This is a genomic window from Seonamhaeicola sp. ABD4_340 (genome assembly GCF_056312135.1).
Genome location: NZ_CM149981.1, coordinates 2,087,435 through 2,113,995 on the forward strand (window position 1 = coordinate 2,087,435; position 26,561 = coordinate 2,113,995).

At 34.0% G+C, this 26,561-nt stretch carries 14 protein-coding genes; 13 read left to right on the forward strand and 1 reads right to left on the reverse strand.

Annotation, left to right across the window (positions count from 1 at the left end):
• The first annotated feature begins 12 nt into the window (after window positions 1-12).
• The 7 genes from aldA to ACYX4H_RS09055 all read left to right on the forward strand — a co-directional run bounded on the left by aldA (window position 13) and on the right by ACYX4H_RS09055 (window position 11,134).
• Window positions 13-1,467, forward strand: coding sequence for an aldehyde dehydrogenase (aldA, locus tag ACYX4H_RS09025; RefSeq protein WP_476235928.1), 1,455 nt, complete (start codon window positions 13-15; stop codon window positions 1,465-1,467).
• Between the two features lie 54 nt (window positions 1,468-1,521).
• Complete coding sequence (locus ACYX4H_RS09030; RefSeq protein ID WP_476235929.1) at window positions 1,522-3,681, forward strand: glycoside hydrolase family 3 C-terminal domain-containing protein; 2,160 nt, start codon at window positions 1,522-1,524, stop codon at window positions 3,679-3,681.
• A 2-nt stretch (window positions 3,682-3,683) separates the two neighbouring features.
• Window positions 3,684-4,775: a mandelate racemase/muconate lactonizing enzyme family protein gene (locus ACYX4H_RS09035; protein WP_476235930.1), complete on the forward strand. Its 1,092-nt coding sequence runs from the start codon at window positions 3,684-3,686 to the stop codon at window positions 4,773-4,775.
• A 21-nt stretch (window positions 4,776-4,796) separates the two neighbouring features.
• The gene (locus ACYX4H_RS09040; protein WP_476235932.1) at window positions 4,797-5,843 is read left to right on the forward strand and encodes an aldose epimerase family protein; all 1,047 of its coding nucleotides are present in this window, start codon (window positions 4,797-4,799) and stop codon (window positions 5,841-5,843) included.
• A gap of 22 nt (window positions 5,844-5,865) precedes the next feature.
• A complete protein-coding gene (locus tag ACYX4H_RS09045) occupies window positions 5,866-6,885 on the forward strand; it encodes an L-rhamnose/proton symporter RhaT (protein WP_476235933.1) in 1,020 nt (339 codons plus the stop codon).
• Between the two features lie 239 nt (window positions 6,886-7,124).
• Window positions 7,125-9,320, forward strand: coding sequence for a DUF7133 domain-containing protein (locus ACYX4H_RS09050; protein WP_476235935.1), 2,196 nt, complete (start codon window positions 7,125-7,127; stop codon window positions 9,318-9,320).
• Between the two features lie 2 nt (window positions 9,321-9,322).
• Window positions 9,323-11,134, forward strand: a complete 1,812-nt coding sequence (locus ACYX4H_RS09055) for a DUF5060 domain-containing protein (protein WP_476235936.1) — start codon at window positions 9,323-9,325, stop codon at window positions 11,132-11,134.
• A gap of 56 nt (window positions 11,135-11,190) precedes the next feature.
• Here ACYX4H_RS09055 and ACYX4H_RS09060 read toward each other — a convergent pair whose 3' ends face one another.
• Window positions 11,191-14,109: a glycoside hydrolase family 2 TIM barrel-domain containing protein gene (locus tag ACYX4H_RS09060; RefSeq protein ID WP_476235938.1), complete on the reverse strand. Its 2,919-nt coding sequence runs from the start codon at window positions 14,107-14,109 to the stop codon at window positions 11,191-11,193.
• A gap of 291 nt (window positions 14,110-14,400) precedes the next feature.
• On the opposite strand from ACYX4H_RS09060, the gene ACYX4H_RS09065 reads away from it, so the two are divergent.
• The 6 genes from ACYX4H_RS09065 (at window position 14,401) to ACYX4H_RS09090 (ending at window position 26,547) form a co-directional block, all read left to right on the forward strand.
• Window positions 14,401-15,687 (forward strand): MFS transporter, encoded by a 1,287-nt coding sequence (locus ACYX4H_RS09065; RefSeq protein WP_476235940.1) that lies wholly within the window; start codon window positions 14,401-14,403, stop codon window positions 15,685-15,687.
• Window positions 15,688-15,698: 11 nt separating this feature from the next.
• Window positions 15,699-16,856, forward strand: a complete 1,158-nt coding sequence (locus ACYX4H_RS09070; RefSeq protein WP_476235942.1) for a mandelate racemase/muconate lactonizing enzyme family protein — start codon at window positions 15,699-15,701, stop codon at window positions 16,854-16,856.
• 14 nt (window positions 16,857-16,870) lie between these two features.
• Window positions 16,871-17,506: a bifunctional 4-hydroxy-2-oxoglutarate aldolase/2-dehydro-3-deoxy-phosphogluconate aldolase gene (locus ACYX4H_RS09075; RefSeq protein WP_476235944.1), complete on the forward strand. Its 636-nt coding sequence runs from the start codon at window positions 16,871-16,873 to the stop codon at window positions 17,504-17,506.
• A 14-nt stretch (window positions 17,507-17,520) separates the two neighbouring features.
• Window positions 17,521-19,746 carry a sulfatase-like hydrolase/transferase gene (locus ACYX4H_RS09080; protein WP_476235946.1) on the forward strand — a complete coding sequence of 742 codons (2,226 nt, stop codon included), beginning with the start codon at window positions 17,521-17,523 and terminating at the stop codon, window positions 19,744-19,746.
• Window positions 19,747-19,778: 32 nt separating this feature from the next.
• Entirely contained in the window at window positions 19,779-23,081 is a 3,303-nt protein-coding gene (locus ACYX4H_RS09085) for a VCBS repeat-containing protein (protein WP_476235948.1), read from the forward strand.
• Between the two features lie 346 nt (window positions 23,082-23,427).
• The gene (locus ACYX4H_RS09090; protein WP_476235950.1) at window positions 23,428-26,547 is read left to right on the forward strand and encodes a SusC/RagA family TonB-linked outer membrane protein; all 3,120 of its coding nucleotides are present in this window, start codon (window positions 23,428-23,430) and stop codon (window positions 26,545-26,547) included.
• Window positions 26,548-26,561 lie beyond the last annotated feature (14 nt).

Here is a 26,561-nt window from a genome sequence, read left to right on the forward strand (position 1 = left end):
TTACTAAATATTATGGGGCAAGTTAAAGAATACCAGTTATTTATAAACGGAGAATGGAAAACCTCTGCATCTGGAGAAACTATTGATATTGTAAGTCCTTCTACAGAAGAAGTTGTGGCTAAAGTACAAAATGGTACAGCAGAAGAAGCTATTGAAGCTTTAAGAGCAGCCGAAGCAGCTCAAAAAGAATGGAAAAAATTACCAGCACGTACAAGAGCAGATTACATGTTTGCTTTAGCTGATGAAATTGATGCCAACAATGAGCGTTTAGCGGTATTGTTAACAAAAGAACAAGGTAAACTTTTAAAAGTTGCACGTTTTGAAGTACAAGTTACAGCGTCTTTCATTAGATACGCTGCTGAAGGTGCTCGTAGAATTGAAGGTGATATTATTCCTTCTGATAATCCTAATGAACAAATCTGGATTCAAAAAATTCCAAAAGGTGTTGTAGTAGCAATTACAGCTTGGAACTTCCCATTAGCACTAGCAGGACGTAAATTAGGGCCAGCATTAGTGGCAGGTAATTCAATAGTAATAAAACCTACTTCTGAAACACCAATCGCTACTCTAGAATTAGGAGATTTAGCTAACAAAGTAGGTATTCCAAAAGGTGTAATTAACATCCTTACAGGACCAGGAAGAGCTATGGGAAATGCATTGGTTGAAAGTCCAATTACTAAAATGATAACCATGACGGGGTCTACTCCTGTTGGTCAATCAATTGCCCGTGCAGCAGCTAATAATTTAACACATGTGCAGTTAGAATTAGGAGGTAAAGCACCATTTATTGCATTTGCCGATGCTAATATTGATGCGGCCGTAGATGCAGCATTACACTCTCGTTTTGATAACTGCGGGCAAGTTTGTACATGTAATGAGCGTATGTACATTCATGAAGATATTTATGATGTATTTATGGAAAAATTCTTAGCTAAAGTAGCTCAGATAAAAGTTGGTGACCCAATGTTAGAAGAAACAGATATGGGGCCAAAAGTGAATGCTTCAGAATTAAAGCATATGGAACATTTAGTAGAGGTCTCAGTAAAAGAAGGTGCTACTATTGCTGCTGGAGGTAAAAAACCAGAAGGCAAGGAATTTGAAAAAGGTTACTGGTTTGAACCAACGGTTTTAACCAATGTTACCCAAGATATGACTATTGTTCATGAAGAATCATTCGGGCCAATATTACCGGTACTAAAGTTTAAAACTTTTGATGAAGTTATTGGGTATGCTAATGATTGTGAGTACGGATTAGCTGCTATGGTGTTTACTAATGATATGAATACCATTATGAAGTGTAATGATGAGTTAGAATATGGTGAAATCTATGTAAATAGAGGCCATGGAGAACAACACCAAGGGTTCCATAATGGTTATAAATTATCAGGTTCTGGTGGTGAAGATGGAAAATATGGTTTTGAGCAATATTTAGAAAAGAAAACATTTTACATAAAACATACAGTTTAATTTAGTTTGCTTTACTTATAAATGAGAAAATATAATATCTTATTTATACTTTTTTTGAATTCACTTTTGGGCTTGAATGCCCAAGGTGAATTTAAATGGTTTGATGAATCTCTGCCTTTTGATACGCGTGCAGATTTATTAATTCAAGCCATGACTCTTGAAGAAAAGTGTAGTCAATTTACATCAAGTTCACCTGCTATTGAACGATTGGGCGTACCAGAATACGACTGGTGGAACGAATCGCTACATGGTGTTGCTAGAAACGGAAAAGCTACTATTTTTCCGCAAGGTATAGCAATGGGCGCTACTTTTAATCCTGATTTAATTAAAGAAGTAGCATCTGCTATAACTGATGAAGCACGTGCTAAATTTCAAGTATCCTTATCTATAAATAATAGAGGAAAATATGCAGGTTTAACCTTTTGGTCACCAAACGTAAACCTATTTAGAGATCCTAGATGGGGGCGCGGACAAGAAACATATGGAGAAGATCCTTATTTAATGTCTAAAATAGGAGTGGCCTATGTTCAAGGAATTCAAGGAGATCATCCCAAATACTTAAAAGCTGCTGCTTGTGCCAAACATTTTGGGGTGCACTCTGGTCCTGAAGAACTACGTCATAGTTTTAATGCAATTCCGTCTAAGTTAGATTTATATGAAACCTATTTCCCAGCTTTTGAAGCTTTAGTAAAAGAAGGTAAAGTTGAAGGTGTTATGGGGGCTTATAATGCAGTTTTTGGTGAGCCTGCAACTTCTAGTATGTTTTTAATGGATGAAATCCTTAAGAAAAAATGGGGTTTTAATGGGTACATTGTTTCAGATTGTGGCGCGCTAGGTGATATTATAAAAGGACATAACAAAGCAAAATCTGCCGAAGAAGCTTCTGCTTTAGCAATGTTAGCAGGAGTGAATTTAAATTGTGGTTGGGTTTATAAAAGTGGACTAAAAAAAGCTGTAGATAAAGGGTTAATTAAAGAAGAATTAATAGACCAACGTTTAAAACAATTGTATTTAACGCGTTTTAAACTTGGCTTTTTTGATAAAACTGAAAGCAATCCATACAACAGTTTAGGAACAGAGGTTATTAATTCTCAAAAGCATAAAGATTTAGCTAGAAAAGTGGCGCAGCAATCCATCGTTTTGCTCAAAAACAAAAACAATGTGCTGCCTCTTAAAAAAGATATTAAGTCATTATACGTTACTGGCGCATTTTCGTCTTCAACTAATATTTTAATGGCTAATTATTACGGCATGTCTTCAGATTTAGTTACAGTTTTAGAGGGTGTCACAGAAAAAGTATCATTAGGAACTTCTCTAAACTACAGACAAGGCGTGTTGCCTTTTACTTCAAACTTAAATCCTAAAAATTGGGCGCCAAACGTGGCTAAAGAAGTTGAAGCTACAATTTTAGTTGCTGGTATTTCTAATGAAATTGAAGGTGAAGAAGTAGATGCTATAGCTTCAGAATCTAAAGGCGATAGAAAACATTTACGTTTACCTCAAAGTCAGATAGACTATATAAAAGAAATAAGCGAAAAGAAAAAAGGACCATTAATTTTAGTAATTGGAACAGGTAGTGCAGTTTCTCTTGAAGAGGTAGAACCTTTGGTAGATGCTATTGTTTTAATGTGGTATCCTGGGGAGCAAGGTGGTAATGCTGTAGCCGATGTATTGTTTGGAGATGTTGCTCCATCAGGACATTTGCCCGTAACATTTCCAAAAAATGTAGAACAATTACCGCCTTTTGAAGATTATAGTATGAAAGGAAGAACCTATAAATACATGGATAAAGAACCTATGTATCCATTTGGTTTTGGTTTAAGTTACGGAAAAATAACTTTAGAAAATGCTATTGCTAATTCAAACAAACTAAAGAAGAACAAAGGAGATTTTGAGGTCTCTGTAGACATTAGTAATAAAAGTGATTTGAATTTAGAAGATGTTGTACAAGCTTATTTAGTTCCAGAAGATACTAAAGGGTACTTGCCTTTTTATGCTTTGAAGGCATTCAAAAGAATAGCATTAAAGCCAGGAGAAAAGCAAAGTGTAAATTTTGTAATTCCTAACAAAAGCTTTTTTCAAACTAATTTAGAAGGCAAAAAAGAATGGATAAAAGGGAATTACAAAATTGTAATTAGTAATGCCTTACCAAGTAAAAGAAGTAAAGATTTAGGAGCTGCTACAGCTGTAGAGCTTCCAATAATATTAAGATAAAAATGAGTACAAAAATTTCAAAAGTAGATGCACGTTTATTTGAAGTGCCATTACCAGAAGTGATGTCTGATGCAAAACACGGAGATCACTATCATTTTGAGTTAGTCACTGTAACCATTACCCTTGAAGACGGAAGCGAGGGTACTGGTTACACATATACAGGAGGAAAAGGAGGAAGAGCCATAAAAGCTATGGTAGATTATGACTTTGGTGTTTTAGTTGGAAAGGATGGAACCGATATTGATGGTATTTATGATTTTCTAGAATGGCACATTCATTATGTTGGTAGAGGTGGTATAGCATCTTTCGCTATTTCAGCAGTAGATATAGCGCTTTGGGATATTAAATGTAAAAAAGCGGGTCAACCTCTTTGGAAAATGGCAGGTGGCGTAAATAATACTTGTAAAGCATATTGCGGAGGTATAGATTTAATGTATCCTATAGAAAAGTTGTTGGGCAACATGCAAAACTATCTAGATAGAGGTTACAAAGCTGTAAAAATTAAAATAGGGCGAGATAATTTAGATGAAGATTTAGAGCGCATTAAAGCGGTAAGAGAATTTGTTGGTCCAGATGTTACGTTTATGGTAGATGCTAATTATTCCATGGATGTAGAAAAAGCTATTAAAGCAATTGAAGGATTTAAGCAATATGATATCACATGGTTTGAAGAACCTATCATCCCTGATAATTATAAAGGTTTTGGAGAAATAGTTGATAGAACTGGTTTTCCTTTAGCAATGGGAGAGAACCTACATACTATTCACGAGTTTGAATATGCAATGGAGCAAGCAAAACTATCATTTGTTCAGCCAGATGCTTCCAATTGTGGTGGCGTAACAGGGTGGTTAGCTGCTGCAAGATTAGCCGATAAACATGGTATTCCTGCGTGCTCACATGGTATGCAAGAATTGCATGTAAGTTTGGTGTCTGCACAACCAAATTCTGGTTGGTTAGAAGTACATAGTTTCCCTATTGATGAATATACAACAAGACCATTGGTGGTAGAAAATCATAGGGCTGTAGCGCCAGATTATCCAGGTGTTGGTGTGATTTTTAATTGGGAAAAATTAGCACCTTTCGAAAAAAAATAAAAACAAAATTAAATAAGACTTATGAGTGTAACTAAATCTCTTTTTGGAAACTACAACGATGTAGATATACAGCAGTTTACCTTATCAAATGATAACGGAATGGTAGTGAAAATTACTAATTACGGAGCTACAATAACGTCATTAAAAATACCTGTTAATGGAGAATTAAGAGAAGTTGCCTGTGGTTTTGATACTTTAAATAGTTATTTTTCTGAAGATTACAAAAACAACGCACCTTATTTTGGCTGTACAGTTGGTCGTTATTGTTCTCAAATTAAAGATTCAAAATTCACCTTAAATGGTAAAACATACTCTTTATCAGATAATTGCGGACCAAATAATTTGCATGGAGGTGCGGTTGGTTTTGATAAAAAAATATGGAATGCAGAGGCTATAACTGTTGAAGGTGCAACTGCTGCTCTCAAAATGAGTCTTAAAAGCAAAGATTTAGAAGAAGGATTTCCTGGAAATGTAAATGTATTTGTAGTTTTTAGTATTAATAATGATAATGAACTTCATATAAATTATGAAGCTTTGCCAGATGCAGATACGCCTTTATCGTTAACAAATCACACATATTTTAATTTAAGCGGATTTTCTGAAAGTATAGAAAATCATACTGCTCAAGTTAATACAGATAAGCGTTTAGAAACTGATGATACAGGGGCCGCAACAGGTGTGATTTTAAACCTTGAAGGTAAAGCAGACGATTTGCGTCAACCAAAGCGAATTGCAGATGTACACCAAGCAATGGGTGATGGTTTTGAGCACTTTTATGTATTTGACAATCCAAATTCAGATTTAATCCAAACAGCTTCAATTACAAATCCATCAAAAGATTTAACTTTAGATGTTTTTACCACAGAACCTAGTATGTTATTGTACACAGGAAAATATACTTCAAACGATTTAAAGCGTGAAGACGGTACCCAATTTGGTAAATACAGAGGTTTCTGTTGTGAAACACACCGCTATCCAAATGGTCCAAATATTGAAAATTCACCACGTTCAATAACCAAGGCTGGTGAAACCTTCACAAGCACAACAATTTTTAAGTTTAAAAACTAATTACTAACTAAAACTAATTATTATGATTACAGGTGTTTTATTTGCCATTTTAGCAGGCTTATTATTAGGTTTATACGCATTACCTGAAAAATTTACCAAAGATTATGAGTTTGAGAACACATGGAGTATGTTCTTTGCTATCAATACTTTTGTTGTTCCTAATGTAGCTGCCTTTTTATTAATAGATGGCTTTACAGATATTTTAGGAGCTATTCCATCGGATGTGTTAATTGGTATGATTGTATCAAGTGTTGCATGGGGTATTGGAGCTATGATGTGGGGCAAAGCCATTAATTATATTGGATTATCTCTTGGGTTTTCAATATTTATTGGCACTATTATATTGGTTGGTTCTCTAATACCATTCTTTGTAAATGGCGTACCTGCAACTAATATATTTTTAACAATTTTAGCAGGTTTATTGGTTGTACTTGTTGGTGTAATGGCAAATGGTAGAGCAGGTATTATTCGTCAAAAAGATGAAGAAGGAAACTCTGCCAATGAAGAAAAGAAAAGCGGTTCTATTATTACAGGTATTTTAATTGCTGTAGTTGGTGGTTTATTGGCAACAGGCTTTAGTTTTGCAAATTCTTACGGAGCCGAAATTATAGACAAGGCTTCTCAAGCACAAGGTAACCCTTCTTGGAAAAGTGCTATTGCTGTAATGTATGTTATTTATATGGCGGGCGGTGTTGCTATTGCTATTTACTTTGCGCAGCAATTAACAGCTAAAAAATTATGGGGTAAGTTTAAAACGCCTCATTTAGGTAAAAACGTAATATTAACAACCATTATGGGTATTTTTAATTTTGCAGCATCGGTAGTATTTGCTTATGCAGCCTTCAAATTAGGCGAATTAGGAGGTAGTATTGGGTACGCAATTTTTAATACAGCTTGTGTTGTAACTGCTATTGTAAGTGGGTTAATAACCAAAGAATGGGTAAAAGCTTCAACAAAGGCAAAAAACTTTTTATATATAGGTTTAACATGTATGGTAGTAGGTATTATTATTGTAGCTTATTCTAACAGTTTGGCTGCTTAATAATTTTAAAAAAAAATATTTTAAAGGCGCATTGTAATTAGCAATGCGCCTTTTTGTATATATAAAGTTAAGTAGTAATTTTTGGTCAAAATTAAGGGGTAAGTAATCAGTTTAATAAAATTTATAATGGCTTTTATTAAGTTTGAAAAATGAATCATTTGTTACCGTTATTGAAACAAATATAGTGGTTAAGCAAGGTTGAAAATCGTATTTTGCAGCTTAAACTAAATTCACATTAAATGAAATTAAACATGTACCGTTTAGCTACCTTTTGTTTGGTAGCATTAATACTTTCTAGCTGTAAAGAAGAGAAAAAAGTATATGCTGATGTTATTTACACAAAACCAGCAATAGTTAAAGATCCACCAATAGATTTTTTATCACCCGAAGAAAGTATAAAAACTATGCATTTACCTCAGGGTTATAGGTTAGAATTGGTTGCTAGTGAACCCATGATAAATGAACCCGTAGCTATTGAGTGGGACGGAAACGGAAAAATGTATGTGGCAGAAATGCTAACCTATATGCAAGATGTTGATGGTACAAACCAACAAGAACCTTGGAGTAGAATTTCTGTTTTAGAAGATTTAGATAACGATGGTAAAATGGATAAAAGTACCGTTTTTATTGATAGCATTATTTTACCCAGAATTATTATGCCGTTAGATGATAGACTTATTGTTGGCGAAACGTATAACAGACATATTTGGAGTTACAGAGATACAGATGGAGATAATATTGCTGATGAAAAAATTAAACTTTTAGATGCTCCAAAACGAGACAATGCTAATTTAGAACACCAATCGGCCAGCATGCTCTGGGGTATAGATAATTGGTTGTATTTATCAAAAAATTCTATTCGTTACAGATTTACCAGAGGAAAAATTGAAACAGACACCTTACAAGATGCACCAAATGGGCAATGGGGTTTAGCACAAGACGAAATTGGACAATTGTACTACTCTAGCGCCGGTGGCGAAGTACCTGCCCTTGGGTACCAACAACACCCATACTACGGTACTTTAGAGTTAAAAGGAAAATGGGAAGAAGGTTTTGAACAAGTATGGCCCATAACCGGAACACCCGATGTACAAGGCGGCTTAAAAAGATTACGAGAAGATGGCACCCTTAACCATTTTACAGCAAGTTGCGGGCAAGCCATTTATTTGGGTGATAAATTACCACCCAACCTTTATGGCGATTTGTTTATTCCTGAACCAGTAGGAAGATTAATTAGGCGAGCAAAAGTAGTAAACGTAAACGGCAAAAAAGTACTTAAAAACCCTTACGAACAAACCGAATTTTTAGCATCAACAGATATGAATTTTAGACCTGTTGATATGAAAACAGGACCAGATGGTTGCCTGTATGTAGTAGATATGTACCGCGGTATTATTCAAGAAGGTAACTGGACACGTAAAGGTAGTTTTTTAAGACCTGTTATTGAGAAAAAAGGACTTGATAAAAACATTGGTAAAGGCAGAATTTATAGAATTGTTCATGATGAAATAAAGCCTTCAAAAGTTGAAAATCTCCTAGAAAAATCTGCAAAAGAATTACTTTCATATTTAGGGCATGCTAATGGTTGGTACAGGCTTAATGCGCAAAAGCTTATTATTTTAAAGAAAGATGCATCTGTAATTTCAAATCTTGAAAGTTTGACTTCTAAAGGTGAACCGTTAGAAAGATTACATGCATTGTGGACTTTAGAAGGGTTAGATGCTATAAATGAAAGTATAGTAATTAAAGCTTTAAAAGATGATGATGCGCGCGTAAAACAGGCAGCTTTAAGATTAAGCGAACCTTTTCATGCTAAGGGTAACTCTGCAGTTTTTGAAGCACTATCAAATATAAAAAACGATACAAATATTGATGTTGTATTACAGTTATTATTATCATTAAGAGCTAATAAAACACCCGAAGTTAAAAGCTTAATTAAAGAAATTATGGCAGCGCATCCAAATAATGAAGTTATAAAAGTTACAGGCGAAGAAAGTATTAAAGAAGTACCGCCAGTAATTGAACAATTAAAAAAGAAATACGTTTTAGAAAACTCACATGTTAGAAAAAATATTATTGAGGGTTACAAAAACTACAATAATATTTGTGCAGCCTGCCATGGTAAAAATGGCGAAGGTATTGATGGTTTAGCGCCAGCACTAGTAGGTTCGCCAAGAGTTAAAGGCAATAAAGATATTACTACCAAAATTATACTTAACGGTTTAACAGGGCCAATTGATGGTAAAACATACTCGGGTGTTATGGTTGGTTTTAAACACCAAGATAATGATTGGTTGGCAAGTGTTTTAACATACGTAAGAAAAGAGTTTAACAACGCATCGGCCGTTGGAGGTTGGCAAGTACAACAAATTAGAAATAGAATTAAAGATAAAGAAGATTATTTTACAATACAAGAACTATATAAAACCAAGTAAACATGCGTAAAAACACCACCACATTTATTTTTTTAGCAATGCTTTCATTTATGTTTCAATTTTCTGAAGCACAAAATATAAAAGGCGAATTAAAAAAATGGCATAAAATAACTTTAGAGTTTGAAGGCCCCGAAACATCAGAGGATGCTGAATATAATCCGTTTTTAAACTACAAGTTAGATGTCACTTTCACACATAAAAATTCAGGTAAAAAATATACAATTCCAGGATATTTTGCTGCCGATGGTAATGCTGCAAACACCAGTGCAACTAAAGGTAATGTTTGGCGTGTGCATTTTGCCGCCGATGAGGTTGGAGAGTGGCAATATAAAGTGCGTTTTGTAAAAGATAAATGGGCTGCGGTACGTGTTTCAAAAAAGTTGAAATCTGCCGGATTTATGGATGATAAAGAAGGCTCTTTTGTAGTTAAAAACACAGATAAAACAGGTAGAGATATGCGCGCCAAAGGAAGGTTGCAATATGTTGGAGAACGCTATTTGAAGTTTGCCGAAACTGGTGAATACTTTTTAAAATGTGGTGCAGATGCCCCAGAAAATTTTTTAGCTTATGAAGAGTTTGATGGCACATTTCATAATGACGGGTTTAAAGATGATTTAGTAAAATCTTGGGAAGCTCATGAAAAAGATTGGAAAAACGGTAATCCAACATGGCAAAATGGCAAAGGAAAAGACATTATTGGTGCCGTAAACTACTTAGCATCAAAAGGTATGAATGTATTTTCATTTATTACTATGAATATTGAAGGTGATGATAAAAATGTATTTCCGTACACAGATTATAACACAAAAGATAGATTTGACATTTCTAAATTAGACCAGTGGGAAATTATTTTTGAACACGCCGATGCTTTGGGGATGTTTTTACATTTTAAAACCTTAGAAGCCGAAAACCAAGGTCTTTTAGATAATGGTGGCGTTGGTTTATACACAAAACTATATTACCGTGAATTAATAGCGCGTTTTGGTCATCATTTGGCTCTAAATTGGAATTTATGCGAAGAAACTGGCGATTGGCAAAACCCGCCACGTACCTTTCCTGTTGATGTGCAAGGGCGTTTAACATTGGCAAATTATGTAAGTGAAATTGATCCTTACAAACATCATATTGTAATTCATAACGGTAATTGGTTTACGGGTGTTTACGGTAAAAACAGCAAGTTTACAGGAGCATCTTTACAAACCAATAAAGCTGATTTTAGAAACGTTCATAATAGTGTTTTACGTATTTTAAAAGAAGCTGAAGCTGAAGGTAAAACGTGGGCTGTAGCTTGCGATGAACCTGGTGATGCCCAACATTCTTTATTACCAGACAACGAAGATCCTGAGCATAATGATGCTAGAAAAAACGGCCTTTGGGGTGCTATGATGGCAGGTGCTTGGGGTACAGAGTGGTACTTTGGCTATAAACATGCGCATTCAGATTTAACGTGTCAAGATTACCGCTCTAGAGATTTATTCTGGGATCAAGGTAAAATATGCTTAGATTTTTTTAATGATAATAAAGTGCCTGTTTGGGAAATGATTTCAAATGATGCTTTAATTTCAACAAAAAATGATTTCGTTTTGGCTAACGAAGGTAAAACATATGTAGTGTTTTTAAAAAATGGCGGAGAAGCTATGTTAGATTTTAAAGATAATACAGGAGAATATTCTGTACTGTGGTACAACCCCAGAATAGGTGGAAAGCTTCAAAAAGGAAAAGTAAAAACTATAAAAGGAAATGGTAAGCAGTCTTTAGGTTTACCTCCAAAAGATAAAACAAAAGATTGGGTGGTTTATATACAAAAAAAGTAATTAAAAAAACAAAAACCTGTTTCAAAATATAAAATTGAGAAACAGGTTTTTTTTGTTTATTTCCATTCACTTAATTCAAAAGCATTTATCCAAATTCCTTTGTTTTCTTCTCCGTTGAAGTTTATGGTAACTGGTGCATTTCCATTAGAAACAAATTCAATAACACTTAACCCTGGTAATTGCCATTGCATTTCTTTGCCTTCGGTAACTTTTGCTTTTTTGTGTTTTTCACCAATTAAAGCTTCCGAAGAAATAATAATTTCTTTTTCATAAGGTAATTTGTGAATTGTTATAGATTTCAATTTTTCTTTATTGGGATCCATTGAATCTGAATTGCTACTAGGTGCGTGATGCCATGTTGTTAATTTGTAATTTCCTTTGGGAAGGTTTTCAAAAACCAAGTTAACACCTTTATCATCTATAGCTATAGCACCTTCGCCATAAGCATAGCCATATTTTCCAATAACATTCATTTCTCCTAACCAACGTAAAACGCCATCGTTTGAGGCTGCCGATATTTTAGCATTAACACCATCAAAATTTTTAAAATTGTAGGTGCTTTCAGTGTTATCAGATCCGTACCAAGGTTGCCACCCAAATTGAAGTAATTGATCGGCAGAACCAAGATCTACACGTTCACTTTTAAAATCATAAATAGCTTTGGCATTTTTTTGAATAATATTGGTGTTGTTAGCAACTAAATTCACGGTGCTGCTGGCAGATTTTAACCCCTTGCATTTAGCAGTAATAGTAATGTTTCCTTCTGTATTTCCAGCTCTAATTAATGCGGGTGCTACAGCATATTCTGTAAACATTGGGTTTGCATTAATGTTAGCATTATCTCCAATAATAGAAGCATCACCTTTTACAGAGAATTGAATTAAATGGTCTGTGTTAAAAACTGGTGTTCCGTTTTTATCAATCACAGTAGCATACGCAACCAAAATATCATTTCCATCGGCAGTAAAGATTCTGTTATTATTGTCTAATTCAAGCGTTATAGCATGAGGTTTACCGGGTGTTTGTTTAGTGGTTTCAATGGTTTTTCCATCATTAAAGAAACCTTTGGCAACAAGTTTTCCTGAGCCATAGTTAATATTTTTAAAATGGAATGGTGCGTGGTCTAAACCATCGTAAATGGTGTCATTGCTTGGTTTTAGGCGTTCAATTAATTGTCCGTTTAAAGATAATTCTACTTCATTAGCATTACTGAATACTGTAATTTCTTTGGTGTTTGGCACCCATTCTTCTTGTATGTTTATAAAAGGTTCATCAAGTAATTCTGCCTTATACCACTCTAAATAAGGTCTTGGGTCTCTAAAAATTGTCATCATACCGCTTCTAGTACGATCTCTTTTATCATTAGCTCTACTGTGTGTTGGGTGAAAGGTGTAGTAGGCATGCGCCGTCCATGATATTAAACCTGTCATTAATACGTCTTTTTTATAAGGCGCAACAGCAGCAGCACCTCTACCACCTTCCATGGCAAAAATAGGTTCGCTGCGGTCCCACAAAAATGGGCCGTATAGCATGTTTGCGTTAATATCAGTTAAACCAGAGGTTTGCCAACCAGTCCACCTAGCACCTTGTGATGCTGTTAAGCGCGTTGGGTCTTCTTGTTTTATAGTATTGTGAACTCTGGGTACGTATCCACGATGGTTTACACCGGCGCCCCACATAACAATAGATGGGTGATTTCTGTGATTGCGCACCATAGTTCTTGCAGATTGTTCAAGGTTATCCCACCATAGGGCTTTATCTGAAATTGAAATCCAAGTAGGAGCTTCTTCGTATACAAGAATACCTAATTCATCGCAAGCATCAATTAAAGCGTCGTCTTGTGGGTAGTGGGCGGTTCGCATAATATTCCAACCATATTCTTTAAATTGCACCATGTCTTTATAATGAAGCGCATTAGGTACGGCATCGCCTAAATACGGGTATTGTTGGTGGCGGTTTGCACCAATAAGTTCAATGGGTTTTCCGTTTAAAATAAAACCTCTAACAGGATCTAATTCAAACTTTCTAAGACCAATACGGTTTTCAACAAAGTCAACTTCTTTACCATTAATTATTACCATACTGTTAACACGGTATAGGTAAGGAGTGTCTATGTTCCAAAAATGAACATTGTCTTCTAAGCTACCTATTTGATTAAATTGGTGTTCTTGTCCTGGCCAAATATCAGCATCTTGCGTGAGGCGCAAAACAACCAAACCATTTTTGTCAATTACGCGCGTTAATAATTGGCATTTGGCAGATTGAGCTGTTTCGTTTTTTACAGCTGTTTTTATTGAAATAACGGCATTTTTGTTTACCACATCAATAGTTGGTGTAGTAATATTTACACCAGAGTTTAAAGTTTCCCAATTAAACGTTACATGTATAGGGTTGGTTTCAACAAGGTAAACATCACGGTAAAGTCCGCTAAATTTCACATAATCAAAAGGTCCTGGGTCTGGTGGAACCATTTCGTTGCGTCTGTTATCAACCAAAACAGTAACTTGGTTGTTTTCTCCTTTGGTAACAAAATCTGTAATATCAAAATGAAAAGGAGTATAACCACCAACGGCGTGTTTGCCTACGTGTTTGCCGTTAATCCAAAGGTCTGTAATTTGGTGAGCGCCTTCAAACTCTAAAAATACTTTTTTGTTTGAATTTGAAACCGGAATTGTTTTTCTGTACCAGCCAACATCTCTATGGAAAATTAACTGCGTTTTTTCATCTTGTAACCCATCAAGAGTTAAAGAGGTGAGTTTTAAGGTGTGCGGAATATTTACTGTTTCCCATGAAGTATCATCTAAATTGGTGGTGTGATTTTTAGCTTCAGGGTTGCCTAATTGAAATTTCCACCCTTGATTAATACTAACTTTTGTTCTGTCTGTATCGGGAAATCCGTTTGGTAAATTTTGTGCATTAGTATTTAAAACTAATACTATTAATGTTAAAATAGTTAGGGTTAAATGGCGTTGCATAATGTGTATTGTTTAGTTTGGGAATAAAATTCATAAATAAAACACTTAAAAGCCTTAACAAATGGGTATAATAGTAAAACAAATGTTTTTATAATTTAAAGTGTTATAGCCTTTAAAGTTTTTAAAATTATAGTTAAACATGGCTGAAGGTTTGTAAAATATGAGAATTTAAAGGTAAAAACAGGTCAAATACGTCTACAAGTTATTTAATTTTATGTGTAATATATATATTTGGTTTAAAACACTATACTAGATTTAGCTAGGAAAAATTATACACATACAAACCAAAAAATGATAGAAAAACCAACAACCAAAAAACGGTATAATATTTTAGCAATGATATTTATTACCGTTGTTATAAATTATTTAGATAGAACAAACATATCTGTAGCTGCCTTTGCTTTAAGAACAGATTTAGGAATAAATACAGAGCAAATGGGTTGGGTATTTTCAGCATTTGGTGTGTTTTATGCAGCATTGCAAATTCCAGGAGGCGTATTAGCAGATAGGATAAAGTCTAGAGTTTTATATTCAATAATTTTAGTGCTTTGGTCTGTAGCAACGTTGGTGCAGGGCTTTGTAAATTCATTAGCAGCATTAATTGGTTTAAGAGCCAGTATAGGTGTTTTTGAAGCGCCATCTTACCCTATAAATAATTTGGTGGTAAGCCGTTGGTTTCCCGAAAAAGAAAGGGCTTCGGCTATAGCCGTTTACACGTCTGGTCAATTTTTAGGTTTAGCCTTTTTAATGCCTGTGTTAACATTAATTCAAGATGCTTTAGGTTGGCGTGGTTTGTTTATAGTATCTGGTATTATAGGTATAATTTGGGCGCTAATTTGGTATTTCTTTTACAGAGACCCAAGAAATCATAAAAGTGTAAGTGATTCAGAGTTAGATTATATTGAAAAAGGAGGTGGTTTAGTAGGCTCAAAAAATAAAGAAGAAGCTCCCAAAAAGAAGTTTACGTGGCACGATTTTAAGCAAGCATTCATATATAGAAAACTTTGGGGTATATATATTGGTCAACTTTGTTTGGGGGCCATAACATGGTTCTTTTTAACATGGTTTCCAACATATTTGGTAGAGTTTAGAGGTTTAGATTTTGTGAAATCAGGATTTTATGCATCAGTACCATATTTAGCAGCCTTTTTGGGTATTTTGCTATCGGGCTTTACATCAGATTTTTTAACCAAAAAAGGATTTTCAGTTGAAATATCACGAAAAGCACCAATTATAATAGGTATGTTAATGACCATTTTTATTATTGGCGCTAATTATACAGATAATATTGTATTTATCATTTTATTTTTAGCTCTGGCAGGTTTTGGTATGGGGTTGGCAAGTATAGCTTGGGTGTTTGTATCATTAATTGCTCCAAAAGATAACTTAGGTTTAGTTGGTGGTGCTTTCAATTTTATAGGTGGTTTTTCGGTATTTGTTCCTGCAATTATTGGTTATTTAGTTGCCGACGGCGATTTTAGTCCTGCACTTGTATTCATAGCTGTTGTATCATTAATAGGAGTGCTTTCATACACTTTTATAGTAGGTAAAGTAGAACGTATTGTTCCAAAAAAATAAAAAGAATTACAGTGAAAATTTCAGCAATAAAAACATTTCCGGTAAACATTGGTTCAGGTAGCCAATTGGTTATAAAAATAGAAACAGATAATGGTTTACACGGTTGGGGAGCATCAGGTTTATCTGGTCGTGAGTTAGCAGTTATAGGCGCTATTAATCATTACCGCCCGTTATTAATTGGTAAAAACCCTATGCAAATTGGTGCCATTTGGCAAGATTTATATAGAGGGCAATATTTTGAAGGTGGCCGTGTATTAACAGCTGCTATTTCAGCTATAGATATTGCACTTTATGATATAAAAGGGAAAGCACTTGGTGTGCCAGTTTACGAACTTTTAGGAGGTAAACAACGCGATTATGTGCCTTGTTTTGCATCGGTGCGTTTTTCAACGTTAGAAGCCCTTTTAAAGCAGTCTAAACGCTTGGTTAATGAAGGTTGGGATATGTTGCGTTTAGCACCAGCAGAGTTTGAAGCGCAAGAAGATATTAGTCTTTTTGAACCAAGAAAATCTATTGCTTTACTAGCCGATTGGATGGTGAAACTTAGAAAAGAAGTGGGCCATAACGTTACAATTGGTATTGATTACCATACCCGATTAACAGCAGCCGAAACATATTCTTTTATGAATAGAATGCCAAAAGGCACTTTAGATTTTATTGAAGAACCAATTAGAGATGAAAACCCTGAAGCATACGAAAGCCTAAGGAAAATGATTGATATTCCTTTTGCTATTGGCGAAGAGTTTTCAAGCAAATGGCAATTTTTACCATACATAGAGCGCAATATTACGCAGTATGCTAGAATTGATGTGTGTAATGTTGGTGGTATTACAGAATCTATGAAAGTTGCTGCCATGGCCGAAGCGCATTATATTGATTTAATGCCTCATAATCCGTTAGGCCCTATTTGTACAGCAGCAACCATTCATGTTGCAGCTGCAAGCCCTAACTTTAGTTGGTTAGAAGAAGTTAACACAGGTGCACACGTATCTACTAATGATCCTAAATATTATCCTGTACAGCCAAAATTAGAAGGCTCAAGATATCCTTTGCCAACAACACCAGGGTTAGGTGTTGAATTTAACGAAGCATTAGCTTTAAAAGAAGGATTTACACCCGTTGAAATACCACGATTAAAACGTAATGATGGTTCTTTTACTAATTGGTAAATTTTAATTTAAAAATGACAAGAAATGAGATTGTAAATGGTATTGGAGCTGAAAAATTAGTAGTAGTTATTCGTTTGCAACACCAAAATGAAGTAGCAGGTGTTATAAAAAACTTGGTTGAAGCTGGTATTAAAGTTTTAGAGGTAACATCAAATACACCTGGTTTTTCAGAAGAAATTAATAAAGCAAGACAACAATATCCAAACGTTTTAATTGGAGCAGGAACGGTTATAAATACTGAAATAGCAGAAAAAGCAGTAGCAGCCGGTGCTCAATTTTTAGTAACCCCAAATACAAATGCAGCGGTAATTAAAATAGCTCATAAAAATAACATACCAGTTTTAATGGGCGCTTTAACGCCAACCGAAGTTTGTAATGCGCATGAAGCCGGTGCAGATTTTGTAAAGTTATTTCCAGCAGATATTATGGGTGTAGATTATTTCAAATCTATAAAAGCACCGTTAAATCATATCAAATTATTGGCTGTTGGTGGTATAAATTTAGAAAATGTAAAAGCGTGGATGGAAGCAGGTGCAGCTGGTATTGGTATTGGTGGAGCACTAACAAAAACAGTTACTAATACATCAGAATTAAATGCTGTTAAAACAAGAGCTGCTCAGTTTATTTCAGAAATAAAAAAGTTTAAATAATCAATATCAATAATATGAGATTTTTAACCCTATTATTAGTGTTTTTAGCACTTAATTGTTCTTCAAAAAAATCAAAAAAACAGCCTAATATTATTTTAATAATGGCCGATGATTTAGGGTTTGAATGTATTGGTAGTTACGGTGGCACATCTTACAAAACACCTAATATTGATAAGTTAGCAGCTAATGGTTTGCAGTTTAATCAGGCTTATGCACAACCACTTTGTACCAACACCAGAGTAAAGTTAATGACAGGTAAATATAATTTTAGAAACTGGACTGCTTTTGGCATTTTAGATCCTGAAGAAAAAACCTTTGGGCATTTAATGCAAGATGCAGGTTATAAAACATGTATTGTTGGTAAATGGCAGTTACAAAGTTATGATCCGCTTGGGTATCCCGGATCTGAGCACAGGCGAGACACAGGAATGAAAATTAGCAATGCAGGTTTTGATAAATACTGCGGATGGCATGTTGGGCATACAGAAAACAAAGGGTCGCGTTTTGCAAACCCAACTATTTATCAAGATGGTGCTTTTTTAGAAGCTACAAAAGGTAAATATGGGCCTGATGTGTTTGTTAATTATCTGAATAATTTTGTAAACCAACAAAAAGATAATGAGAAGCCTTTTTTTGTGTACTATCCAATGGCGTTAACACACGACCCTTTTTCGCCTACACCAGATAGTAGTATTTGGAGTGATGAAGCTCGTAGGTTAGATAATGAACCTCAATATTTTGGTGATATGGTGGCATATGCCGATAAAATTATTGGTAAAATTATGAGCAATCTTGAAGCACAAGGTTTAGCCGAAGAAACCCTCGTTTTATTTTATTCAGATAATGGAACACATCAAAAAATTTACTCAAAAATGGGTGGTAAAGTGGTGCAAGGTGGTAAAGGTTTAACAACACAAGCCGGAATTAAAGTGCCCTTTATTGCAAGCTGGAAAGGTAAAATAGAAAAAGGGCAACAGTCTGATGAATTTGTTGATGCTATAGATTTTCTTCCTACACTTTTAGATGTTGCTGGTGAGCCAGTACCAGAAAGCTTTAAAACAGACGGACAAAGTTTTTTACCTGTTTTAAAGGGTGAAAATACCAATAGGCGAGACTGGGTTTATATGAGTTATAACCCAAAACCAGGAGCGCATAAAGAACATTTAAGTCCTGCAGAATTTGTAATGAACAGCACTTATAAGTTGTATGCCGATGGCAGGTTTTATAATTTTAAAAATGATGTTTTAGAAACTAAACGAATTGATGCAAAAACAGATTCAGAAATTCAATTAAAAGCTAAATTTCAAAATATTTTAGATTCATTAAAAAAATACCCAACCACAGGAAGTATTGAAAGAATTGCGCCAGAATTAGATAGTATAATATCAAAACATGCTAGAATTGATGTAGTAGCTCAAGGTTTTAGCTGGTCTGAAGGTCCTGTGTGGCAACCAAAAGGGCAGAATCTATATTTTTCTGATGTACCAGAAAATAAGGTTTACAAATGGAATGATTTAGATGGTTTAAGCGTGTATTTGTCAACATCAAAAAACTCAAATGGTTTAGCAATAGATGCCGAAGGAAACTTAATTTTATGTCAGCACGGTACAAGATCGGTTAGTAAACTGGTAAGTTTAAAAGATACTTTAAATCCGGTTTTTAAACCTTTGGTTTCTCATTATAAAGGTAAAAAGTTTAACTCGCCAAACGATTTATTCTACGATAAAAAAGGAAATTTATATTTTACAGATCCGCCTTATGGTTTAGGTAAAAAAGGTGTTAGTGAGTTAGGTTTTAACGGTGTTTATTTTTTAAGTAAAGCAGGTCAATTAACTTTACTTGATAAAACATTAGCAAGACCAAATGGTATAGCAGTTGCAAACAACGGAAAAATACTTTATGTTGCAGAATCTAATATACCAAAACCAATAATTTGGGCTTATGATATTGTAAAACCAGGAGTTGTTAAAAATAAACGCGTATTTTTCAATCCTAAAGAAATAATAGATAAAAGTACCGCAAAGCAAAATCCAGACGGTATAAAACTAGACCAGCATGGTAATATTTTTGTAGCAGCAGGCAATGGTATTTTAATAATTTCTCCAGAAGGGAAACATTTAGGAACAATTAATACCGGAAGAACAACAGGTAATTGCGTTTTTAATGATGATTATAGATACTTGTTTATAACCGCCGATAATTATTTGTTAAGAGTTAATTTAAAACCATTTTCTAAGTAAAATTGGTTGTATTTAAAGATTTTAAAATATATATGAAAAACCTTTTTTTCTTTATACTAGTAGCAACTTGTTTAATTTCTTGTAAAAAAGAAGTTGAAACAAAAAATGAGCTGTCAACATCGTTTAAATCATTATCAAAAGAAGAAACCGGAATAGTTTTTTCTAACAATATAATTGAAAATGATTCACTTAACTATTTCACATTTCCGTACATGTATATGGGTGGAGGCGTTGCTATTGGAGATGTTAATAATGATGGGTTAGATGATATCTATTTTACAGGAAACATGACGCCAAATAAACTGTACCTTAATAAGGGCAATATGCAGTTTGAAGATGTTTCTGAAAAAGCAGGTGTTTCAGGTGATGAAAGATGGTATACAGGAGCAACCATGGCCGATGTAAATGCCGATGGTTGGTTAGATATTTATACATCTGTTTCAGGGTTGTACGGTGAAACTAGAAATCAACTTTTTATAAATAATAAAAACGGTACTTTTACTGAATTAGCTGATAAATACGGTCTTGCAGATGCTTCTTACTCCATACAAGCAACTTTTTTTGATTATGATAATGATGGCCTTTTAGATGTTTTTGTGGGTAACTATCCTTTAGTACCTGTAAGTCAGGGAAATCAGTATTACTTTAACAAAATGCAAAATAATGCGTTTGAAGATTCTGGTCATCTCTATAAAAACAATGGAAATAATACATTTACTGATGTAACAGCAAACTCTGGTGTACAAAATTTTGGAATGACTTTGGGTGTACTAGCCTCAGATTTTAATAATGATGGTTTCAAAGATTTATACTTGTCTAATGATTTTAATGTGCCAGATTATTTCTATTTAAACAACGGAGATGGTACTTTTAAAGAAGTTGTAAAAGAAGCAACCAACCAAACCGCCATGTTTGGAATGGGCATTGATGCAGCCGATTTTAATAATGATAATCTTCTAGATTTTGTACAGTTAGATATGACACCCGATGATTATAAACGCGCCAAAACCAATATGGCAAGTATGAGTCCTGAAACGTTTTATGAAGCCATAGATTTAGGTATGCACTATCAATACATGCAAAATGTATTACAGGTAAATAATGGTATAAACAAAAACGGTATGCCGCTTTTTAGTAATATTTCAAGGTTTGCAGGTATGGCCACAACAGATTGGAGTTGGGGCGTTTTGTTTGCAGATTTTGATAACGATGGCTTAAAAGATGTTATTGTAACCAATGGTATGAAACGTGATGTTAACAACAATGATGTAAACCAAAAAACAAAAATAAAAAGCTTTACAGAGCTAAACAAAGCCATTGATTATCGTCAATACCCAAGTAACCCAATTGATAATTATGTGTTTAAAAATGAAGGGGATTTAAAATTTACAAAAGCCAATAATTTATGGAATTTAAAATATGAAGGTTTTTCAAACGGTGTGTCTTATGCAGATTTAGATAATGATGGCGATTTAGATGTGGTAATGAACAATTTAGGTGATGCCGCATCAATTTTTAAAAATGAAACTAATACTTCAAAAAATCAAAAATTTATAAAAGTAAAACTAAAGGGACCTAAAAATAATCCTAATGGTTTAGGGGCAAAAGTTACTTTAAAAACTAGCAAAGGCACGCAATATCAAGAGTTGACTTTAAGTCGCGGTTTTCAATCTAGCGTATCACCAGTTTTACATTTTGGTTTAGGGGATGCAAGTATAGAGCAGTTAAAAGTAATTTGGCCAAACGGAAATGAGCAAGTTTTTAACATACTTGAAGCTAATAAGCAACATGAAATTTCATTTGAAAACTCAAGTGAAATAAATACCAAAGTTAATACTAGTTTACCAATGTTTACTGATATTACTGAAAAATGGGGAGTTAATTTTAGTCATAAAGAAGATGCTTACAATGATTTTTTAAGAGAGCCGTTATTGCCACATAAAAATTCGGCTTATGGACCAGCCTTGGCAGTAGGCGATGTTAATAATGATGGTTTAGAAGATTTTTTTATTGGTAACGCAACAGGAAGTAAGGCATCAATGTATATTCAAAAAGCAGATGAAACATTTCAAATACTAAACGGTCCTTGGGAAGATGATGCTACTTTTGAAGACATATCTGCACTTTTATTTGATGCTGATAACGATGGCGATTTAGATTTATACGTTGTTAACGGCGGAAATGACCCAACTAAACCCGCAAGTTTTTATCAAGATAGGCTATATGTAAACACTAAAAACGGTTTTATAAAAAGCAATACGGCATTACCAAAAATTACCGCTAGCGGAAGTAAAGTGATTGCCTCTGATTATGATGGAGATGGTGATTTAGATTTGTTTGTAGGCGGAAGAATTGTACCAGGTAAATATCCATTTGCAGCAAAAAGTTATATTTTAAAAAATGAAGGCGGTAAAAACGAAACACTAAAATATACAAACGTAACAAATCAAGTTTTACCAGAGCTACAAGACGCAGGTTTAGTAACATCGGCACTTTGGGAAGATTTTAATAATGATGGAAAACCAGATTTAATAATTACGGGTGAATGGATGCCTATTCGGTTTTTTGAAAATAAAGGCAATAAGTTTAATGAAGTTACCAATAAATTAGGTTTTAATGATTACACCGGTTGGTGGTACAGTTTAGAAAAAGCTGATGTTGATGACGATGGAGATATAGATTTTCTTGCCGGAAATTTAGGTTTAAACTACAAATACAAAGCCAAAAAAGAAAAACCTTTTGAGGTTTATGCCAATGATTTTGATGAAAACGGCAGTATGGATATTGTACTTAGTTATCAAAAAAATGGTAAAATGTTACCACTAAGAGGTAGAGAGTGTTCATCTCAACAGGTGCCGGCCATTGCACAACGTTTTCAAACTTTTGAGTTGTTTGCAGAGGCATCATTAGCTGATATCTATGGGCAAGCAATGTTAGATAAATCGTTACACTATCAAGCAAACATGTTTGAAAATACATGGGTAGAAAACCTAGGTAATGGCACTTTTAAGCTTCATAAATTACCAAACACTGCGCAGCTATCTTCTATAAATACTTTTAAAAGTTTAAAAGTAAATAACAAAAATATTGTTTTGGCAGCAGGTAATTTGTACAATGCTGAGGTTGAAACACCAAGAAATGATGCAAGTTTAGGCTTGGTACTACAGTTTAATAAAAATGAAAAAGTAGAAGTGCTTTCAACTAAAGAAACAGGATTGTTTGTGAATGGTGAAGTTAGAAATATGGAAACCATTTTACTCGGAAAAAACGGGAAACAAGGAGTAATATTTGCGCGTAATAATAATACTGTTAAGTTACTGCAGATTTCAAAATAAAAAAGTAAAACACACTTACACAAACGCTTCATAATTTTAATTAATTATGAGGTGTTTTTTTTTGGGGTATTGTTAAACAAGTAAGTTTAACTAAATAATAAGCCTGCAAAAATTCTTTCAAATAATTACCAAATAGCTGATTCTATAAGGGTTTGATTTAATAATCCGTAATAATGAACATATTTTACCAAGCTAAAAAAAGTCAATTCTGTTACTTTGAAATTGGTATTTAAGACATAATCATGCGCTTTTCATTTTAGTTGAAAATATTCATAATTAAAATTCTAGCTCATTACCCTTAAATAACAATCAAACTAAATTAAATAACTAAAACTTCAAAACGCTTATGAAAGTATTAAAATTACTTAAGAAGACATTTCAGCATCGCGTTTTTATGATTGCAACTTTTTTGCTAGCCGGTACATTGGTTAGTTTTGCGCAAGACATAAAAATTAATGGTGTTGTAAGTGATGAAAATGGGCAACCGCTAACGGGAGCCAACATTGTTGTAAAAGGAACAACAACAGGAGCACAAACAGATTTTGATGGTAATTACTCATTAACAGCTTCTAGTAGTGCAACGCTTGTTGTTAGTTACCTAGGTTTTATAACCAAAGAGGTGCCCGTAAATGGCAAAAGCCAAATTAACATTACTTTAGTTGAAGATGCTAGTCAATTAGACGAAGTGGTAATTGTAGGCTATGGAACAACAAAAAAATCTGATTTAACAGGTGCTGTGGCTGTTGTAGGGTCAAAAGATATTGAAAAATACACTTATAACGATGCTTCACAAGCGTTACAAGGTCGTGTTGCCGGTGTAAGTGTTCAGGCCGCAGGTGGTGCACCAGGTGCGGGCTCAAATTTTTTAATTAGAGGAGCTACATCTTTTTCGAATAATGAACCTTTGTTTGTTATTGATGGAATGATAACGGGTAGTATGAGTTCTGTAGCACCCCAAGATATTGAATCTATTTCAGTATTAAAAGATGCATCAGCATTAGCAATTTATGGTTCGCGTGCTGCAAATGGTGTAATTATAATTACTACTAAAAAAGGTAAAGGTGGTAAGGTTAATATCTCTTTAGATACAAGCTATGGTGTGCAAAAGGTTATTAATACTTATGATTGGGCAAACGCAAGCCAATATGCTCAAATAGTTAATAATGCTAGAGATAATGATGGCCAAGATAGATACCCTGCTTTAGATGAATATTTTGATCCAAACTACAGCAATAACCTATACGATGAATCACTTAGAACAGCTGGTGTTAAAAATACAAACGTAAGAGTTACAGGTGGCGGAGAAAATACAACATACAGTGCCTCTTTTACGCAATTTGAGCAAGAAGGTATTGTTAAGTATTCAGATTTTAAAAGACAAACATTACGCACTAACGTTGGGTTAACTAAAGGTAAATTTAAAATTGAAAATACCATTGGTTTAACAAGAACTGTTAATAATCCCAATAACTACTTTAACAAAGAAAGGAACATAATTCCAGTAATTAGATTGAAAAATGATGCTGGTGATTGGAGTTTGTCTGATATTGCAGACAGAGGCGTAATAGATCCTGCAACAGGAGACTTATTTCAACAAGGTAAATTTTATGGAGCAAACAATACAATAAATGAATTAGGTTTGGCAGCTACCCAAGATAGAACTGTTACTCGTAATACGCTTTTAGGTAATATAGCTGCGTCTTATGAAATATTAAATGGTTTAACCTATAAAATTAACTTAGGATTAGAACATTACAATAACAACAATTATACATTTACACCATTAGTATCTGTATTTGCAGATAATGGAGGTAATGATGTACAATCTAGATTACAAGAAACCAATACTACATTTACTTCAACATTACTTGAGCATACATTAAGCTACAACAAAACATTTGCAGATAAACATACTATTGATGCGGTTATTGGTTTTACAGAGCAAAAAAATAATTCTAGATCTTTAGGGGTAGATGCAAGAGATTTTCCAAATAACGATATAAGAGTAGCTTCTGCAGCTCAAACGTATGTAGAAGTACCATCTAATGATATCACATCGGCAATTCACTCTTATTTAGGTAGGTTAAATTATAATTTTGATGATAGATATTTAATTACGGCATCTATACGTCAAGATAGATCATCTTTATTTAAAGAAGGACTTAGAGACGCTACCTTCCCATCGGCAGCTTTAGGTTGGAATGTAAGTAATGAACCATTTATGAAAGATTTTGATGCTTTAACAAATATTAAATTTAGAGCAGGTTATGGTGAGGTAGGTTCAAACAATGTTAGTGCATACCAAACAGATTTTGTTATAGATTTCTTTAGTGAATATATTTTAGGTGAAAATCAAGAAAGACAAACAGGTTACGCAATTACTCAAATGGTTAATCCATTTATAAGTTGGGAGACAACAAAAACAACTAATATTGGTTTAGAATTTGAAGCTTTAGATAGAAAGTTAAGTGTTACAATGGACTATTTTAAGGCTGAGACAGAAGATATCCTGCTAAATTCATCACCTGTATTTTATTCCGGTTTTGGTAATGAGTTTCCTCAAAATATAGCAACCATGGAAAACAAAGGTTTTGAGTTTTTAGCAACCTATAGAGACAATTTTGGAGATTTAAACTTTTCAGCAACAGTAAATTTTTCTAAAATAAATAATGAAGTAACCTCATTAGGTTCTGCTGGTCGTTTAGTGCAAGGTTCTTTTACCTCTAATACTTTAAATAGTATGGAAATTGTACCTGGACGTCCAATAAGTTCATTCTATGGCTATGTGGTTGATGGTATTTATCAAACTGATGCTGAAGCCACAGCTGCTAATGATCAGGTAGGAAATCCTGTAGCTGGAGATTTAAAATTTAAAGATATTGCAGGACCTGATGGAAGCGGGCCAGATGGTATAATAGATCAGAATGACCAAACCGCTTTAGGTTCAGGTATACCAGATTTTGAATATGGTATTAACCTATCTGCAGATTATAAAAATTGGGATTTAAACTTATTCTTCAATGGCGTATCTGGTAATACAATATTAAACGGAACTAAGTATAGAGGATATTTTGATACTGAAGGTAATTATTTTACTAATAGATTAAATTCTTGGACTACTACCAACACAAATACAAACATTCCAAGAAATACAAGAACAGATAATGGTTTTAATAGAAGAATGTCTGATTTCTATTTAGAAAATGGTGCATACTTCCGTTTAAGGAATGCACAAATAGGCTACACGTTACCAACCGATATTACAGAAAGAATTAAAATTCAAAAAGTAAGATTATATGCTTCTGCAACCAATTTGTTTACAATAACAGATTATACAGGGTATTACCCAGAAGTTGGTAGAAACAATAGAGGCTCTAACGGTAGAGCAATTATCAACACAGGTATTGATGAAGGATCTTACCCAACACCAAGAACATTTCAGTTAGGTTTACAAGTGTCGTTTTAATGAAAAAAAATAGA